This window comes from Pseudomonas sp. P5_A12, assembly GCF_056400685.1.
In genome coordinates, this window is record NZ_JBFUKU010000023.1 from 23,846 (window position 1) to 38,596 (window position 14,751).

Consider the following 14,751-nt stretch of genomic DNA (forward strand, 5'->3'; position numbering starts at 1 on the left):
GCAACAATGGATAAAAAGTCATACTAGCCATGTCCTCACGTCATACCTTGGATCCCAATGAAACGACTGCCTCCCCTGCCGGCGCTGCACACTTTTCTGATTACCGCGCAGTGCTGCAATTTCACCCGGGCTGCCGAACAGCTGCACATCACCCAAGGCGCGGTAAGCCGACAGATCGCCGGGCTGGAAGATCATCTGGGTTATGAACTGTTTATCCGCCAGGCTCGCGGCCTCGCTCTGACGGCCGAAGGACGGGAATGGCTGCCACGGGTGCAGCAGATTTTCGGCTTGATCGACGAGGCGGTGGAACAGATCGGCGAGAAGCGCGAAACCCTGCAACTCAAGGCCCCGACCTGCGTCATGCGCTGGCTGCTGCCGCGTCTTTTGCAATGGCAGAGAGAGCGTCCGGACGTGCCGGTGGAACTGACCACCACGGTCAAGCACGGCGTGGATTTTCATCGCGAACAGTTCGATGCGGCGGTGATGTACGGCGCGCCGCCGGACACTTCATTGGTGTCGCAACGCCTGTTTGATGAACAGCTGACGCCGGTCTGTTCCAAACCGTTGCTCGAAGGTCCGGTGCCGTTGCTGACACCCGAAGATCTTGAGCAGCACATGCTGCTGCATCCCACCCGTGATGAACGGGACTGGAAAGCCTGGCTGGCCACTGCCGATGTTCGCCTGAGCAATGTCGGCAAGGGTCAGCACTTCGAAACCCTGGACCTGGCGATGTCGATGGCGTCCCAAGGGACAGGTGTGGCGATCGGAGACTGGTCGCTGATTGGCGATGACCTGAGCGCCGGGCGGCTGGTCATGCCGTTTGAGWTGAAGGTGAAGACGGGCTTGGCGTATTACCTGGTATTGCCGCAAAAGCCCGCACCTTCGCCGAAGTTGCAGGAATTGTTGGGGTGGTTGGTGGAGCAGGCGCAGAGTCGCTGAAATAGATCGTTCCCACGCTCTGCGTGGGAATGCCTCAACGGACGCTCCGCGTTCGGCTCTGGATGGGACGCAGAGCGTCCCGGGTTGCGTTCCCACGCAGAGCGTGGGAACGATCATTCACCCCACTTCATCTCGCCCTTGGCGACTTTGGCGCTCAGCTCCAGCGAACTTTCTTCGCCCAGCGTCGGGAAGCGTTTTTTCATCGCGGCGATCAGTGCGGCAGAATCCTTTGCCTTGGCGGTTTCCTCGTCGAAGGCCTTGATGTAGTCCGCCGTGAACTGCACCGCAGCCAGAGAGCGGGCGCTGTCACCGAGGTAATGGCCCGGCACGATGATGTTCGGCTTCAAGGTTTCGATGGCGTGCAGCGTCGTCAACCAATCGGCGTGAGACTGCGGGGTTTGCGTGTCGGCCATCCAGACGTGGATGTTCTCTGCCACGACTACCCCACCGACAACCGCTTTGATCGACGGAATCCAGACGAAGGTGCGATCCGGCTGTTTGCCCTCCAGCCCCACCACCTGCAACTTCTGCCCTTCCAGCATCAAGCTGTCGCCCTTGAGTACTTGCGGCACGATGGTTTTCGCCGGTACGTCGGCACCCATTTTCGGCCCCCAGAACGCCAGTTTGCCGTCGACGGAGTGCTTGATGTGATCGACGGTCGGCTGCGAGGCGAGCACTTTGGCGTTGGGGAACGCGGCGGTCAGGGTGTCGAGGCCGAAGTAGTAATCCGGGTCTCCATGGCTGATGTAGATGGTGGTCAGTTGCTTGCCGCTGGCGCGGATTTTTTCCACCACCTGTTCGGCCTGGGATTTGCCGAATTGCGCATCCACCAGAATCGCCTCCTTCTCGCCACTGACCAGCACCGAAGTCACCGGGAAGATCGCGTTTTCGCCGGGGTTGTAGACATCCAGCGTCAGGGTCGATGCTGCCGCTGCATGGGCCGCGAAGCCGAGCGCGGCGGTGGCCTGCAAAATACGCTTGAGGGTGGTGAAACCGATCATGTGTTGCTCCGTTGTCCGAATGCCATGCTTGGCGATGGGACGGGAGCTTAGTTGCATGACTCGGCACAAAAAATGCGATGCTGGAACATAGTTTGTTTCTGAAAGCGTGCAAATCATGGATCGTCTACAAGCAATGCGGGTGTTCGTCACCGTGGTCGACCTCGGCAGCCAGTCGGCCGCCGCCGATCAACTGGACCTGTCACGCCCGGTGGTGTCGCGCTATCTGGCGGAACTGGAGGATTGGCTCGGCGCCCGACTGATGCACCGCACGACCCGCAAGTTGAGCCTGACCGCTGCCGGTACCGAGATGCTGCCCCGCTGTCGGCAGATGCTCGACTTATCCACAGACATGCAAGCCGCTGTCAGCGAGCCGGACGATACGCCACGAGGCGCATTGCGGATCAGCGTCAGCACCTCGTTTGGTCAGGCACAACTGGCGGACGCCATGGCGGCCTTCGTCAAACGTTACCCCGGCGTCAGCATTGATATGCAAATGCTCGACCGCACGGTGAACCTGATAGATGAGCGCATTGATCTGGCGATTCGCACCAGCAACGACCTGGACCCGAACCTGATTGCCCGGCGGCTGACRGTCTGTCGCTCGGTGATCTGCGCCTCGCCCGCTTACCTGCGCGAACATCCGATGCCGCATCGGGTGGAAGATCTGAGCCAGCACAACTGCCTGACCCATTCCTACTTCGGCAAAATTCTTTGGCATTTCGAGGAGGACGGCGAACCGGTCTCGGTACCGGTCCAAGGCAACATCAGCGCCAACGAAGCCAGCACCTTGCTGCGCGCGGCGATGGCCGGCGCGGGGGTGGCGATGCTGCCGAGTTATCAGGCGGGCGTGCATATTCACAGTGGCGAACTGATCCGCCTGCTGCCCCAGGCCGAGCCCCGGCAGATGAACATCTACGCGGTGTACGCCTCACGCAAACACATGCCGGCGGCGCTGCGTAGCCTGCTGGATTTTCTGGTGCTCAGATTCCCCGAAGAGCCGGAGTGGGATATCGGCCTGTAACTCGATCAAAACTGTGGGAGCTGGCTTGCCTGCGATAGCGGTGGATCAGTCGACAACTTTGTTACCTGACACACCGCTATCGCAGGCAAGCCAGCTCCTACAGGGGGGTCATCAGTGTTCTGAATATCGGGGTAGATGCAATGCCGTTTTAATGGCAACTCACTGGCGCTGACCTATGCTCAAAGTAATACCCACGGGTATTCGTTCAGAGGTCCACGCCATGAACATCAAAACAAGAAGATACCTCACCATTTTCATCACCTGCGCGATGACGCTGGCGCTGTATGGCACCGCGGCCTGGCGGGTCGAGCAGGCGCGTCAACTGCCCCGTGAATTTGCGAGCTGCAATTCCGAGCAATGCATCCCCCACAACGCGACCCTCAACGCCCTGCACTGACGAAGGGGGATCAGGCCTCGTTGTCCTGATCGGCCTTCAAGCGGTCGCGAAATGCCTTGGGCGAAATTCCCACTCGACGCCGGAACAGGCGCGTGAAGTTGGTTGGATCGGAAAACCCCAACACGTCGGACATTTCGTAAATGGTCATGCTGGTGTAGGTCAGCAAGCGCTTGGCTTCCAGCAATTGCCGCTCGTGCATGATCTGCAACGCCGGTTGTCCCGCCAGTTCACGGCAGGTGCCGTTGAGGTGAGACACGGAAATCCCCAGCCGATGCGCCAGGTCTTCGACCTTGACGTGCTGGCGGTACGTCTCTTCTACCAGTTGGATAAACCCGTTGAGGTATTCCCGGGCGCGCTGCGGGCGCTGGCTGGCGCTACGGCGGGTGATGACCTGTCGGCTGACCCAGACCATGATCACGCTGACCAGTGAATGCATGAGCATTTCACGCGCCGGCTGGTGGCCGGTGTATTCGTCCTGCAACGCTGAAAACAGGCTGTTGAGGTAATCGCCATCCTTGCCCGCGGGGTAGCTTTCGGCCTGGGCCAGCGCATTCACCGAGTTGCCCAGTTGCGCCTGAAGATGGGCAACCAGCGGCGCGGCCAGGGTCAATACAAACCCTTCGACGTCCTCGGAAAACCGATATCCATGCACCGACAACGGCGGCAGGATCAGGATCGTCGGCTCGGTCAGCTGCGCGCGCTTACCTTCGATTTCAAGCTCTGCCTGACCTTTGAAGACGAAGAGTAACTGGCACAAATCGGCGTGGCGGTGGGGTTTGATTTCCCACTGGTGTTCGCGGCTGCGTTTGGAAATGGTTTCACAGTGCAGCAAGTCCGGGGTCGGCCAGTCCAGGCTTTCACCGTACAGCTTGAACACTGGAATTGAAGGCAGGTCAGGCTTGTTCATCAAGGCCTCGAGGTTACGGGCGATAATCGCACTGATTGGCAGAATGTACAGGTATCCGCTCAGTTTTCCCCTTCAATTGACAGACTCGCAAGAGAAAAATGCAAGCACTCGATCCATAAAAATAATTCACCGGCCGTGGTCGCGTGGAGCTTGCGAGTCAAAAAAATAATGAAAACACTGAAGACCCAAATCGCCATCATTGGCGCCGGCCCCTCCGGTTTACTGCTCGGCCAATTGCTGCACAACGCCGGCATCGACACCCTCATTCTTGAACGCCAGACCCCGGACTATGTGCTCGGGCGAATCCGTGCCGGCGTCCTTGAACAAGGCATGGTAGAGCTGTTGCGTCAGGCCGGGGTGGGTCGGCGCATGGATGCCGAAGGGCTGGTACACACCGGGTTCGAACTGGCGCTCGACGGCCGTCAGGTGCACATCGACCTGCAGGCGTTGACCGGCGGCAAAACCGTGATGGTCTATGGCCAGACCGAGGTCACCCGCGACCTGATGGCCGCTCGTCGGGAGGCCGGTGCGCAGACGATTTACGGCGCCGTCAACGTCATGCCGCACGGGATGAAAACCGCAGAACCTTTTGTGACATTTGAGAAGGATGGCGAGACGTACCGCCTCGATTGCGACTACATCGCCGGGTGCGATGGCTTCCATGGTGTGGCGCGCCAATCGATCCCGGACGACTGCCTCAAGGTCTTCGAGCGGGTCTACCCGTTTGGCTGGCTCGGCATCCTCGCCGACACGCCACCGGTCCATGAGGAGTTGGTGTATGCCCGTCACGAGCGCGGTTTTGCCCTGTGCAGCATGCGCTCGGCAACCCGCACCCGTTATTACCTCCAGGTGCCAGCCGAAGACCAGGTGCAGGAGTGGTCTGATCAGCGCTTTTGGGATGAACTGAAATTGCGCCTGCCGCAAGCCCTGGCCGATAACCTGGTGACCGGCCCGTCCATCGAAAAAAGTATCGCGCCGCTGCGCAGCTTTGTTGTGGAACCGATGCAATTAGGGCGGATGTTCCTGGTCGGCGACGCGGCGCACATCGTCCCGCCCACCGGCGCCAAGGGCCTGAACCTGGCCGCCAGTGACGTCAGCACACTGTTCAATATTCTGTTGAAGGTTTACCAGGAAGGACGCGTGGACTTGCTGGAAAAATACTCCGAAATCTGTCTGCGTCGGGTGTGGAAAGCCGAGCGTTTTTCCTGGTGGATGACCTCCATGCTGCACCGGTTCGACGACCACGACGCCTTCAGTCAGCGCATCACCGAGTCGGAGCTGGACTACTTTGTCGGCTCCGAAGCCGGTCGCAAAACCATTGCAGAAAATTACGTCGGGCTTCCATACGAGGCTATCGAATAGCTTGCTATCGACTTAAACTGGCGAGCATCCCCGCTCGCCGTGCACCTTGCGGGCCCATCACTGCCCGCAGGTTTTACCGTGACCACTCTCAACCAGCCTGACCTACCCAAACCGGCCATTCGCAGCGTGCTGATCGCCCTGATGCTGGCGATCTTTCTCGGCGCGCTGGACCAGACCATCGTCGCCGTCTCGATGCCAGCGATCTCCGCTCAGTTCAAGGACGTCAGCCTGCTGGCCTGGGTGATTTCCGGGTACATGGTGGCGATGACAGTCGCGGTGCCGATCTACGGCAAGCTCGGCGATTTGTATGGCCGTCGCAAGCTGATGCTGTTCGGCATGGGGCTGTTCACCCTGGCTTCGTTGTTCTGCGGCATGGCCCAGAGCATGGAGCAATTGGTCCTGGCGCGGATCCTTCAAGGCATCGGTGCGGGCGGGATGATTTCGGTCAGCCAGGCGATCATCGGTGACATCGTCCCGCCCCGGGAACGTGGTCGTTATCAAGGCTATTTCAGCAGCATGTACGCCGTGGCCAGCGTGGCGGGCCCGGTGCTGGGTGGCTACATGACCGAGTACTTGTCCTGGCGCTGGGTGTTTTTGATCAATCTGCCGCTGGGCGTTGGTGCCTGGCTGGTGGCCAATCGCACACTCGTCGGGCTTCCGGTGCCGCAGCGCAAACCGATCATCGACTACCTCGGCACGTTGCTGATGATCATCGGTTTGACCGCGTTGTTGCTGGGCATCACTCAGGTCGGCCAGGGGCATTCGTGGCGCAGCGCTGAGGTGCTGGGACTGTTTGCCTGTGCGGTGCTGGTGCTTGGGGTGTTCGTCTGGCATGAACGCCGAGCGCGGGAACCGTTGCTGCCGATGCATTTGTTCGCCAACCGCAACGCAATCCTGTGCTGGTGCACGATTTTTTTCACCAGCTTCCAGGCGATCTCGCTGATCGTGCTGATGCCGTTGCGCTTCCAGAGTGTCACCGGCGCCGGGGCCGACAGCGCCGCGCTGCACCTGTTGCCGTTGGCCATGGGCTTGCCGGTCGGCGCGTACTTTGCCGGCCGCCGGACTTCGGTGACTGGCCGTTACAAACCGATGATCCTGACCGGTGCGGCGCTGATGCCGATCTCGATACTCGGCATGGCCTTCAGCCCGCCGCAGGCTTTTTGGCTCAGTAGTTTGTTCATGTTGCTGTGCGGGATTGCTGGCGGCATGCAATTCCCGACGTCATTGGTCGGCACACAGAATTCGGTGGAACAGCGCGATATCGGTGTTGCTACCAGCACCACCAACCTGTTCCGTTCGCTGGGCGGCGCGGTCGGGGTGGCGTTGATGTCGGCGCTGCTGCTGGCGTTGTTGCAGGACTCGAGTTTTGCCCACATGGCCGGTTCGTCGCTAATTGCCGAGGGCAGTTCGGGCAATGTCTTGCTCGACGGCTTGAACGCTGCGCCGGGGGATGCGCAAAACGCATTACGTGCTGAGTTATTGCTGACGTTCAGGCATTTGCTGATGGTGAGTGCAGCGGTGTCGCTGCTGGGGTTGGCGGCGGCGGTTGCCATGCCGAATATGTTGTTGCGGGGGCGGGAGGATAAGGTTCGGTAGTTGGACCGAGTCGCGGCCTTCGCGAGCAGGCTCGCTCCCACAGGGGATTTCTGGTGATCACACTATTTGTGTACACCACAGATCATTGTGGGAGCGAGCCTGCTCGCTATAGYGGTTTATCAGTCACCGATAATCAAGGGCTGTAATACCCGACAGCCACCAGGAAATGCCCGACCTTTTTCAGGTAGGTATGCTTGTCCTCAATCTTGTTGGTCACCGGGTTTTTCCAGCGGTATTCGTATTCGCCGTAGTCCTTTTTGGCCATCAACGCCAGCATCTCCTCGCCCACCGGTTTGCCTTCCGGGTCCTTGATCGCGCCAAAGTCAGTATTGATCAAACGCAGGYTGGTGCCGTGGGCAACGTAGCGCTGAGTGTTCAGGTCGACGACGAACACATACAAGTCATCCTGCAAGTAACCGCCCTTGAGTGAGTTGATCGCGGTCAGTGTGCCCTTCTCGTCCTTGACCAGATCGGTCGCGGCTTTGTTCAGCAGCGCCATGGCCTGTTCCGCCGAGGCCCGGGGCAGGTAGTAACCGACCGCCAGAATCCGCTGACCAACGCGCTGATAGAACACATGTTTGCGCTCAACCTTGCCGTCAGACCAGTTCTGCCAGCGGTATTCCGCCTCCTGAATGCCATTGCTCTCCGGCACGTTTGCCGCGTCCTTGAAGGCTTTCTGAAGGTCCGGCCCGAGGGTTTCGGTGACATTACGCCCGATCAACGCCGCAGACGGCCCGCCGCTGGCGAGCATCACTCCCTTGGTGTCGACCACAAAGACGTAGTGATCCTTGTCGACAAATTCGCCCTGACGACTGAACGCCGCGAAGGCCTTGTCGCCATTATCGTGGTAGTAGGCCAGGGCCTTCTCCAGCAAGGCTTTGGCGGCCTGACTGTCTTCCTTTTCCGTGCCGGCGGCGTGAGCCTGCCCGAGGCACAGGAGCAGCATCGCGCCCAGCAATGCCAATTTGTGCAAAACCCCCATAGTGCATTCCTCGTTCTTTTAGGTGTTTCAAGAGCGTAGACGGCCTTGGGACTTCTACGAATTTGTAGCAGCTGTCGAGCCCCAGCGAGGATGCGTCCCGACACCGCAATTGGTCTGATAAAACGCGTGGACTTTTTTCACGACTGCTTCGCCCGAGCGCGGACTGGCCGACGCAGGCTGCGCCAGCTGCCACAGGAGCGGTGTGGCAGCTCTACTGCCGCGCGCGCAGTTGCTGCTGCAGATTCTGGATCTGCGCCTGAAGGGTGTTGATGTTGCGGGTGACCTGGCCGCGGAACGCGTCGAATTCGGCGGTATTGGTGGAACCTTGCGCAACGGCCGGACGGTTATCCTGCACGCTTTTGAGCACAATAATCTCTTCCTCCAGACGCTCGATAGCGGCGCTTGGGTTGCCTTGTTTTTTCAGCGCGGCAATGTCGGCGCCCAGGCTTTTGAGCTGAGCGTCGAATTTGCTGCTGTCATCCGGCGCGCTTTTCAGGGCGGTCAACTCAGCGCTCAAGGCTTTGACTTGCGCCTGCAATTGCGTATTGGCCGTCTGGTGCTCGGTGTCCTGGGCGGTGAGTTGCGCCAGTCGCTTATCCAGTTCACTGGTTTGTGCCGTCATTTGCGCCAGACGCTTGTCCAGATCCGAGGCCTGACCGACGACGCCTTGTTGCTGCTTGCCCTGATCCAGCAGTTTGGATTCCAGGTCCTTGATTTGCAGTTTCAGTGCTTCGCTGTCGCTGGTGACGTTGGACTGACTGGCAACGACCTTGCCCGAAATGTCCTGCAAGCGCCCCGCCGCTTCCTCACTGATACGCGCGAAACTTTCCTGGGTTGCGACCAGTTGTTGTTCCATCAGCGAGATCTGCTGAAAACTCCACCAGGCAAGGCCGGCAAACGCAAAAAACAATGCGCCGACCAATGCCCACAGCGGACCGGTGCTGGCGCTTTTGACCTGGACCACCGGCGCCGGCCGCGAATGCACGCGGGTACGAGCGGTGGGCGGATAATCATCATCGTCGAGGATATCAGCACGCAGACTCGGTACATTTTCGAAATCGTCGTTGGCATCGTTACGCTTGGGCATTGAATCAACCTTTGTAGAACGCGGTGATGGCTTTATGCGGCGAGTATACCCCCCACTGCCGCACCGATTGACTCTCTACACCCAACTCGGTTCAGTGCTGGCACACGGGGATCGGACATCAGCGGATGTCCTGAGCCTTCCACCAACTGCAAAATTCATCGAGGGCGGCCCAGAGGCTGACTTTCGGATCGTAGTCCAGATAATGCCGGGCGCGGCTGATGTCCAGGGTGAAGTTTTTGTTCATGACCTGCATGCCCAGTCGCGACAAGGTCGGCTCGGGACGCCCCGGCCACAGCTTGCACACCCCTTCGTTGAGCGCCGCGACGGTGTAGCCCAAACCGTAGGAACGGTAGCGCGTCACTTGTGGGACATCCATGTTGCGCATAACGTAATTGACCACATCCCACAATGGAATCGGCGTTCCGTTACTAATGTTGTAGGCCTTGCCCAAAGCCGAGCCGCCGGCAAGTAAACTGCTGAGCAACACTTCGTTGAGGTTTTGCACGCTGGTGAAGTCGACCTTGTTCAGGCCGTTACCGATGATCGCCAAGCGTCCTTTACGCTGCATGTTCAGCAATCGCGGGAAAATGCTCATGTCACCGGCGCCCGTGACGAACCGCGGGCGCAGCGCCAGGGTTTCGAGGCCGAACTCCTGGGCGCCAAAGACTTTTTGCTCGGCCAGGAATTTGGTCACGGCGTAGGGATGTTTGAAGCGCTTGGGCACCTGTTCTTCGGTCAACCCCAAGTGATCGCGGCCATCAAAGTAGATCGACGGCGAGGACAAGTGCACCAACCGGCGAACGCGCTGCTTCAGACAAGCCTCGACCACGTTTTCCGTGACCTGCACATTGCCTTGATGAAAGTCCTGATAGCGTCCCCACAACCCCACCGCCCCCGCGCAATGGACCACAGCCTCGACGCCTGAACACAGGTGGCGCGCCAGTTCCGGGTCGCTCAAGTCGCCCTGAATAAACTCGGCGCCACGGCGCACCAGGTGTTCGACGCTTTCGGCCCGGCGACCGTTGACCCGCACGTCCAGGCCCTGCTCCAGGGCGAAACGCGCAAAGCGTCCGCCAATGAAGCCGCTTGCGCCGGTGACCAGAATTTTCATGTAGTGCTCCACAAATGCAGATGTGAGCTTCAAGCCACAAGCTGCAAGTTAAAAACGATCCGCAAGCGCTCACTTGCAGCTTGCAGCTTGACGCTTACGGCTGCGTCCAAGGCACCAGCCATTGCTTCGACGAACGCACCAATTGATCGGTCAACAACCCCAGAAGTTGACCGCCATTGCGCCAATGATGCCAGTACAGCGGCACGTCGATGGGCATATCTGGCAAAAGCTCCCTCAATACACCGCGTTCCAGTTGCTCGCGCACCTGTAACTCCGGGACCAGCCCCCAGCCAAGACCAGCTTCGGTCAAGCGAATGAAGCCTTCAGACGAGGGGCATATATGGTGTTCGAAACCGCCATCCACGCCCAGCGAAGCAAGGTAGCGATGCTGTAGGAAATCGTCCGGCCCAAAGACCAGCGCCGGGGTTTTCGCCAGTCGGACGGCACGAACGCCTTCCGGAAAGTGACGCGCGATGAACGCCGGACTGGCCAACGCCCGATAACGCATGGCCCCCAGCAGAACGCTGCGGGCACCGGCCACCGGGCGATCACTGGCACAGAGACAGGCCGCCACTTCCCCGGCACGCATGCGTTTGAGACCGACGGTCTGGTCTTCAACCACCAGATCCAGCAGCAAGTGTTGATCGGCGCAAAAGTCGCCCACCGCTTGCGCCCACCACGTGGCCAGGCTGTCGGCATTCAACGCGATGCGCAGGCGCTCCGGCAGGCCTTCCTCATCCAGCGCCGGCACCAGGGACTGCAAGTCTCGCTCCAGCAGACGCACCTGCTGCACATGGTTGAGCAGACGCCGGCCGATTTCCGTTGGTGCTGGCGGTGTCACCCGCACCAGCACAGGCTGGCCGACCCGCGCTTCCAGCAGTTTGATGCGCTGGGAGATTGCCGATTGCGACAAGCCCAGCACCTGCGCGGCCCGTTCGAAACCGGCCTGCTCGACCACGGCGGCCAGGGCAGACAGTAATTTATAGTCGAACATCAGTTTTCCTAATGAGCGATCAGCATGATTGTTTTTTCTTATACAGGTTAGCCGCGCAGAATGCCCATCAAGATCTCTTAAACAAGGAACACCGACATGGCTGGCGAAACATCATTGGCAACCCTGCTGCGCAGCATGAGCCCGCAACTCAACGCCGGCGAATACGTGTTCTGCACCCTGCGCGACGGCAAGCTTCCGGCGGGCCTTGAGATTGTCGGCAGCTTTCGCGAGCAGGAAGGTCTGACCGTCATCCTCGAACGTTCCCACGCCGAACAAGCCGGATTCAGCTTCGACTACGTCGCGGCCTGGATCACCTTGAATGTTCACTCGGCGCTGGAAGCCGTCGGTCTGACCGCCGCCTTCGCCACTGCATTAGGCAAGGCCGGCATCAGCTGCAACGTGATCGCCGGTTACTACCACGATCACCTGTTTGTCGGTCAGGCCGACGCCGAACGCGCACTGCACGTGCTGCGGGACCTGGCAGCCAACGCGGAGTAAACCTTATGTGGCAAAGCTATGTGAACGGCCTGTTGGTGGCCGCCGGGCTGATCATGGCGATCGGCACGCAGAATGCGTTTGTGCTGGCCCAAAGTCTTCGGCGTGAACATCACTTGCCGGTGGCGGCATTGTGCGTGGTGTGCGATGCGTTACTCGTGGCCGCCGGAGTGTTTGGCCTCGCAACTGTATTGGCGCATAACCCGACATTGCTGGCGGTTGCTCGCTGGGGCGGCGCGGTGTTTTTGATTTGGTACGGTAGCCAGGCGCTGCGCCGGGCCTGCTCGAAACAGAGCCTGCAACAGGGAGAAAACCAGACCGTGCGTTCACTGCGCGCGGTGATGCTCAGCGCTCTGGCAGTGACATTGCTCAACCCGCATGTCTATCTGGACACGGTTTTGCTGATCGGCTCCCTCGGTGCGCAACAAACCGAGCCTGGCGCTTATGTAGTGGGCGCGGCGAGTGCTTCGTTGCTGTGGTTCTTCACCTTGGCGTTGGGCGCGGCATGGTTGGCGCCTTGGCTCGCGCGGCCGAGCACCTGGAGAATTCTTGACCTGTTGGTCGCGCTGATGATGTTTACCGTGGCGTTTCAATTAATCAGGGCAGGCTGATTTATTCCAAAAGGCTCTGGAACCTCTATTCCACACAGTTGTTGCGTGGTTATGCAGCACCCCCGGTGCTATGATCCGATTCCCTGCGCCGCAAAGAGTACAAACTCCCCGGCGCTTGTCTGGCCGCCCGTGATCGGCCTTGCGCTCACCGCAACTGACCTGATTAGGAGAATCATCATGGCTTTCGAATTGCCGCCGCTGCCTTACGCACACGACGCCCTGCAGCCGCACATTTCCAAGGAAACTCTGGAATACCACCACGACAAGCACCACAACACCTACGTCGTGAACCTGAACAACCTGGTGCCAGGCACCGAGTTCGAAGGCAAGACCCTGGAAGAAATCGTTAAATCTTCCTCGGGCGGTATCTTCAACAACGCCGCTCAGGTCTGGAACCACACCTTCTACTGGAACTGCCTGGCGCCAAACGCCGGCGGTCAACCAACCGGCGCGCTGGCTGAAGCCATCAACGCTGCGTTCGGTTCGTTCGACAAGTTCAAGGAAGAGTTCAGCAAGACTTCCATCGGCACCTTCGGTTCCGGTTGGGGCTGGCTGGTGAAAAAAGCTGACGGTTCCCTGGCCCTGGCCAGCACCATCGGCGCCGGCAACCCGCTGACCAACGGCGACACCCCGCTGCTGACCTGCGACGTCTGGGAACACGCTTACTACATCGACTACCGCAACGTTCGTCCGAAATACGTCGAAGCGTTCTGGAACCTGGTCAACTGGAAATTCGTGGCTGAGCAGTTCGAAGGCAAAACCTTCACCGCTTAAGATCGATGCCAGTCAAAAAACCCGGCTTTTATGCCGGGTTTTTTATTGTCTGGAGAATGTCAGGCCGCTTGTGGATCGACGTTATCCAGGGCGCGGTTCACCGCTAACTCGGCCAACATGATGATCTGCTGGATCGCCAACACCGTGTTGCGCTGCGGACCGATAAGGTTCGCGGCGAAATCGCTGGTCATGACGCTGGCGGAGGCCAGTGACTCGCAGGCCTGGGCCAGCAGGCTTTCGGTGTCCATGTTCGGAGCGATCATGTACATCGTGCTGGGGCGGCGGGGTTTTTCGCTGTATTGGGATGGGGGATCGAGGTAATAGTCGAGGGCGCGTTTTATGGCTTCGCGGTCTTTGAGCAACGTCTCTACGCGTAAGTCTTCGGCTTCAGCTTCGGGTGTGGTGGGTGGATCGGGAATCAATTTGTCCATTGAAAATTTCTCCAGCGTTGGAGCCTCCACTTGCCGCTTCTCACACGGCGAAGAGGTGGCAACTATGTGCGAGGTGAGAAGACCGGTTATGGACACCCGGCCGGACCGAAGTCCGCCCGCACACAGCCGCCATAACGCATTTACCGGCAGCAAGTAGGCTGGCGGCGATTATGCGTGTACAGACACTGGATGACCATAAGTTGCCGGGTTCTCACACCCGATCGCTGAGTTTTCAGCGACCGCCAGAGGTTAGAGAAAGGGCTTCCTACCCGGCAACCTGAAAAATACGTGGGAAACCGCTGTGTTTTTTACACATTTTTCAACACACAAAAATGGAACGCGGAGCGTCCCCGGCGGCATTCCCACGCGGAAGCATAGGAACGATCAGTTGGGGGGCAGCAGAAAGAGATTGGTCGGCTGTCAGGCCGCCTTCGCGAGCAAGGCCGCTCCCACATTTTTATCGGCATACATCAGATAGAGATTGGTCGGCTGTCAGGCCGCCATCGCTGGCAAGCCAAGCTCCTACAATAGATCGGCGTACACCCGCGGCTCTTCACCACTCATCAGGCCGAGCGTTAGCTCGCCTGCAGCTTTTGATCTGCCCGCCCCTTCGGGAGGCTGAGTGGAGGTGTTCATCCGGGGAGTGGCGCGTAGCGCCGTTCGACGCAGTCGAACACGCTGCATGTAGGTCGTCGCGAAGCAGACCGGAGGGCAGTGTCCCCGGATGAATACCGGAGCGAAGGAACGCCGAGCCTAAGCGAGGGGCCGGACGCTCGGGGCGAGACCTTTTGGTTCCTTTTGGGGCGTTCGGTACGTGTCAAGGTACCTGTCGCCTTGTCTTACAGTTGCTAGCCCGTTGCGCTCTTAATTTCAGGGCGCTCTGGGTTTAAATACACAGCATCTGCCAACTTCCAGTTGCGTGTTCGAGTGCTCCAGCGGCTCGGATTAGCTTCCTTGGCATTTTCATAAAGCATTGCTCTAGCTTGTAATAGAGCCGTTGCTTTGCCTTCGTGCCGCTGGTTTGGCGTCACGTATTTCAGGGC

Annotated in this window: 15 protein-coding genes and 1 pseudogene; 8 read left to right on the forward strand and 8 right to left on the reverse strand. The window is 59.3% G+C overall.

Going from position 1 to position 14,751, the window contains the following annotated elements; all coding sequences use genetic code 11:
• Positions 1 to 57: 57 nt before the first annotated feature.
• Positions 58 to 939 (forward strand): LysR substrate-binding domain-containing protein, encoded by an 882-nt coding sequence (locus AC1DSG_RS05760; RefSeq protein WP_477790002.1) that lies wholly within the window; start codon positions 58 to 60, stop codon positions 937 to 939.
• A gap of 113 nt (positions 940 to 1,052) precedes the next feature.
• Here AC1DSG_RS05760 and AC1DSG_RS05765 read toward each other — a convergent pair whose 3' ends face one another.
• Complete coding sequence (locus AC1DSG_RS05765) at positions 1,053 to 1,940, reverse strand: MBL fold metallo-hydrolase (RefSeq protein ID WP_477790003.1); 888 nt, start codon at positions 1,938 to 1,940, stop codon at positions 1,053 to 1,055.
• A gap of 115 nt (positions 1,941 to 2,055) precedes the next feature.
• Here AC1DSG_RS05765 and AC1DSG_RS05770 point away from each other — a divergent pair, with 115 nt between their 5' ends.
• Together AC1DSG_RS05770 and AC1DSG_RS05775 are read left to right on the forward strand one after the other, a co-directional pair.
• Positions 2,056 to 2,961 carry a LysR family transcriptional regulator gene (locus tag AC1DSG_RS05770; protein WP_477790004.1) on the forward strand — a complete coding sequence of 302 codons (906 nt, stop codon included), beginning with the start codon at positions 2,056 to 2,058 and terminating at the stop codon, positions 2,959 to 2,961.
• Between the two features lie 220 nt (positions 2,962 to 3,181).
• Positions 3,182 to 3,358 (forward strand): hypothetical protein, encoded by a 177-nt coding sequence (locus AC1DSG_RS05775; protein WP_477790005.1) that lies wholly within the window; start codon positions 3,182 to 3,184, stop codon positions 3,356 to 3,358.
• Positions 3,359 to 3,368: 10 nt separating this feature from the next.
• On the opposite strand, the gene AC1DSG_RS05780 is transcribed toward AC1DSG_RS05775, so the two are convergent.
• Complete coding sequence (locus AC1DSG_RS05780) at positions 3,369 to 4,265, reverse strand: helix-turn-helix domain-containing protein (protein ID WP_477790006.1); 897 nt, start codon at positions 4,263 to 4,265, stop codon at positions 3,369 to 3,371.
• Between the two features lie 177 nt (positions 4,266 to 4,442).
• Here AC1DSG_RS05780 and pobA point away from each other — a divergent pair, with 177 nt between their 5' ends.
• Both pobA and AC1DSG_RS05790 read left to right on the forward strand, forming a co-directional pair.
• On the forward strand, positions 4,443 to 5,627 hold the full coding sequence (gene pobA, locus AC1DSG_RS05785; protein ID WP_477790014.1) for a 4-hydroxybenzoate 3-monooxygenase: 1,185 nt from the start codon (positions 4,443 to 4,445) through the stop codon (positions 5,625 to 5,627).
• A gap of 78 nt (positions 5,628 to 5,705) precedes the next feature.
• Positions 5,706 to 7,223 carry an MDR family MFS transporter gene (locus AC1DSG_RS05790; RefSeq protein ID WP_477790007.1) on the forward strand — a complete coding sequence of 506 codons (1,518 nt, stop codon included), beginning with the start codon at positions 5,706 to 5,708 and terminating at the stop codon, positions 7,221 to 7,223.
• A 133-nt stretch (positions 7,224 to 7,356) separates the two neighbouring features.
• Here the strand turns inward: AC1DSG_RS05790 and AC1DSG_RS05795 are convergent, their stop codons facing one another.
• The 4 genes from AC1DSG_RS05795 to AC1DSG_RS05810 form a co-directional block, all read right to left on the reverse strand.
• On the reverse strand, positions 7,357 to 8,205 hold the full coding sequence (locus tag AC1DSG_RS05795; protein WP_477790008.1) for a cache domain-containing protein: 849 nt from the start codon (positions 8,203 to 8,205) through the stop codon (positions 7,357 to 7,359).
• Between the two features lie 211 nt (positions 8,206 to 8,416).
• The gene (locus AC1DSG_RS05800) at positions 8,417 to 9,292 is read right to left on the reverse strand and encodes an ATPase (RefSeq protein ID WP_477790009.1); all 876 of its coding nucleotides are present in this window, start codon (positions 9,290 to 9,292) and stop codon (positions 8,417 to 8,419) included.
• Positions 9,293 to 9,410: 118 nt separating this feature from the next.
• Positions 9,411 to 10,403 carry an NAD-dependent epimerase/dehydratase family protein gene (locus tag AC1DSG_RS05805; protein WP_477790010.1) on the reverse strand — a complete coding sequence of 331 codons (993 nt, stop codon included), beginning with the start codon at positions 10,401 to 10,403 and terminating at the stop codon, positions 9,411 to 9,413.
• Positions 10,404 to 10,497: 94 nt separating this feature from the next.
• On the reverse strand, positions 10,498 to 11,397 hold the full coding sequence (locus AC1DSG_RS05810; protein WP_477790011.1) for a LysR family transcriptional regulator ArgP: 900 nt from the start codon (positions 11,395 to 11,397) through the stop codon (positions 10,498 to 10,500).
• A 96-nt stretch (positions 11,398 to 11,493) separates the two neighbouring features.
• On the opposite strand from AC1DSG_RS05810, the gene AC1DSG_RS05815 reads away from it, so the two are divergent.
• The 3 genes from AC1DSG_RS05815 (at position 11,494) to AC1DSG_RS05825 (ending at position 13,277) form a co-directional block, all read left to right on the forward strand.
• Positions 11,494 to 11,895, forward strand: a complete 402-nt coding sequence (locus AC1DSG_RS05815) for an ACT domain-containing protein (protein ID WP_452627952.1) — start codon at positions 11,494 to 11,496, stop codon at positions 11,893 to 11,895.
• Between the two features lie 5 nt (positions 11,896 to 11,900).
• Positions 11,901 to 12,503, forward strand: coding sequence for a LysE/ArgO family amino acid transporter (locus AC1DSG_RS05820; protein WP_477790012.1), 603 nt, complete (start codon positions 11,901 to 11,903; stop codon positions 12,501 to 12,503).
• 177 nt (positions 12,504 to 12,680) lie between these two features.
• Positions 12,681 to 13,277: a superoxide dismutase gene (locus AC1DSG_RS05825; RefSeq protein WP_065949384.1), complete on the forward strand. Its 597-nt coding sequence runs from the start codon at positions 12,681 to 12,683 to the stop codon at positions 13,275 to 13,277.
• Positions 13,278 to 13,336: 59 nt separating this feature from the next.
• Here the strand turns inward: AC1DSG_RS05825 and AC1DSG_RS05830 are convergent, their stop codons facing one another.
• Positions 13,337 to 13,708, reverse strand: coding sequence for a DUF6124 family protein (locus AC1DSG_RS05830; RefSeq protein ID WP_477790013.1), 372 nt, complete (start codon positions 13,706 to 13,708; stop codon positions 13,337 to 13,339).
• 848 nt (positions 13,709 to 14,556) lie between these two features.
• Positions 14,557 to 14,751: pseudogene (locus tag AC1DSG_RS05835) on the reverse strand (IS3 family transposase); the annotation flags it as partial.

Bases quoted from the DNA above. Each gene is read 5' to 3' on its own strand.
- AC1DSG_RS05765 (WP_477790003.1), bottom strand. From the start codon at position 1,940: ATGATCGGTTTCACCACCCTCAAGCGTATTTTGCAGGCCACCGCCGCG.
- AC1DSG_RS05775 (WP_477790005.1), top strand. From the start codon at position 3,182: ATGAACATCAAAACAAGAAGATACCTCACCATTTTCATCACCTGCGCG.
- AC1DSG_RS05780 (WP_477790006.1), bottom strand. From the start codon at position 4,265: ATGAACAAGCCTGACCTGCCTTCAATTCCAGTGTTCAAGCTGTACGGT.
- AC1DSG_RS05800 (WP_477790009.1), bottom strand. From the start codon at position 9,292: ATGCCCAAGCGTAACGATGCCAACGACGATTTCGAAAATGTACCGAGT.
- AC1DSG_RS05805 (WP_477790010.1), bottom strand. From the start codon at position 10,403: ATGAAAATTCTGGTCACCGGCGCAAGCGGCTTCATTGGCGGACGCTTT.
- AC1DSG_RS05810 (WP_477790011.1), bottom strand. From the start codon at position 11,397: ATGTTCGACTATAAATTACTGTCTGCCCTGGCCGCCGTGGTCGAGCAG.
- AC1DSG_RS05815 (WP_452627952.1), top strand. From the start codon at position 11,494: ATGGCTGGCGAAACATCATTGGCAACCCTGCTGCGCAGCATGAGCCCG.
- AC1DSG_RS05820 (WP_477790012.1), top strand. From the start codon at position 11,901: ATGTGGCAAAGCTATGTGAACGGCCTGTTGGTGGCCGCCGGGCTGATC.
- AC1DSG_RS05825 (WP_065949384.1), top strand. From the start codon at position 12,681: ATGGCTTTCGAATTGCCGCCGCTGCCTTACGCACACGACGCCCTGCAG.
- AC1DSG_RS05830 (WP_477790013.1), bottom strand. From the start codon at position 13,708: ATGGACAAATTGATTCCCGATCCACCCACCACACCCGAAGCTGAAGCC.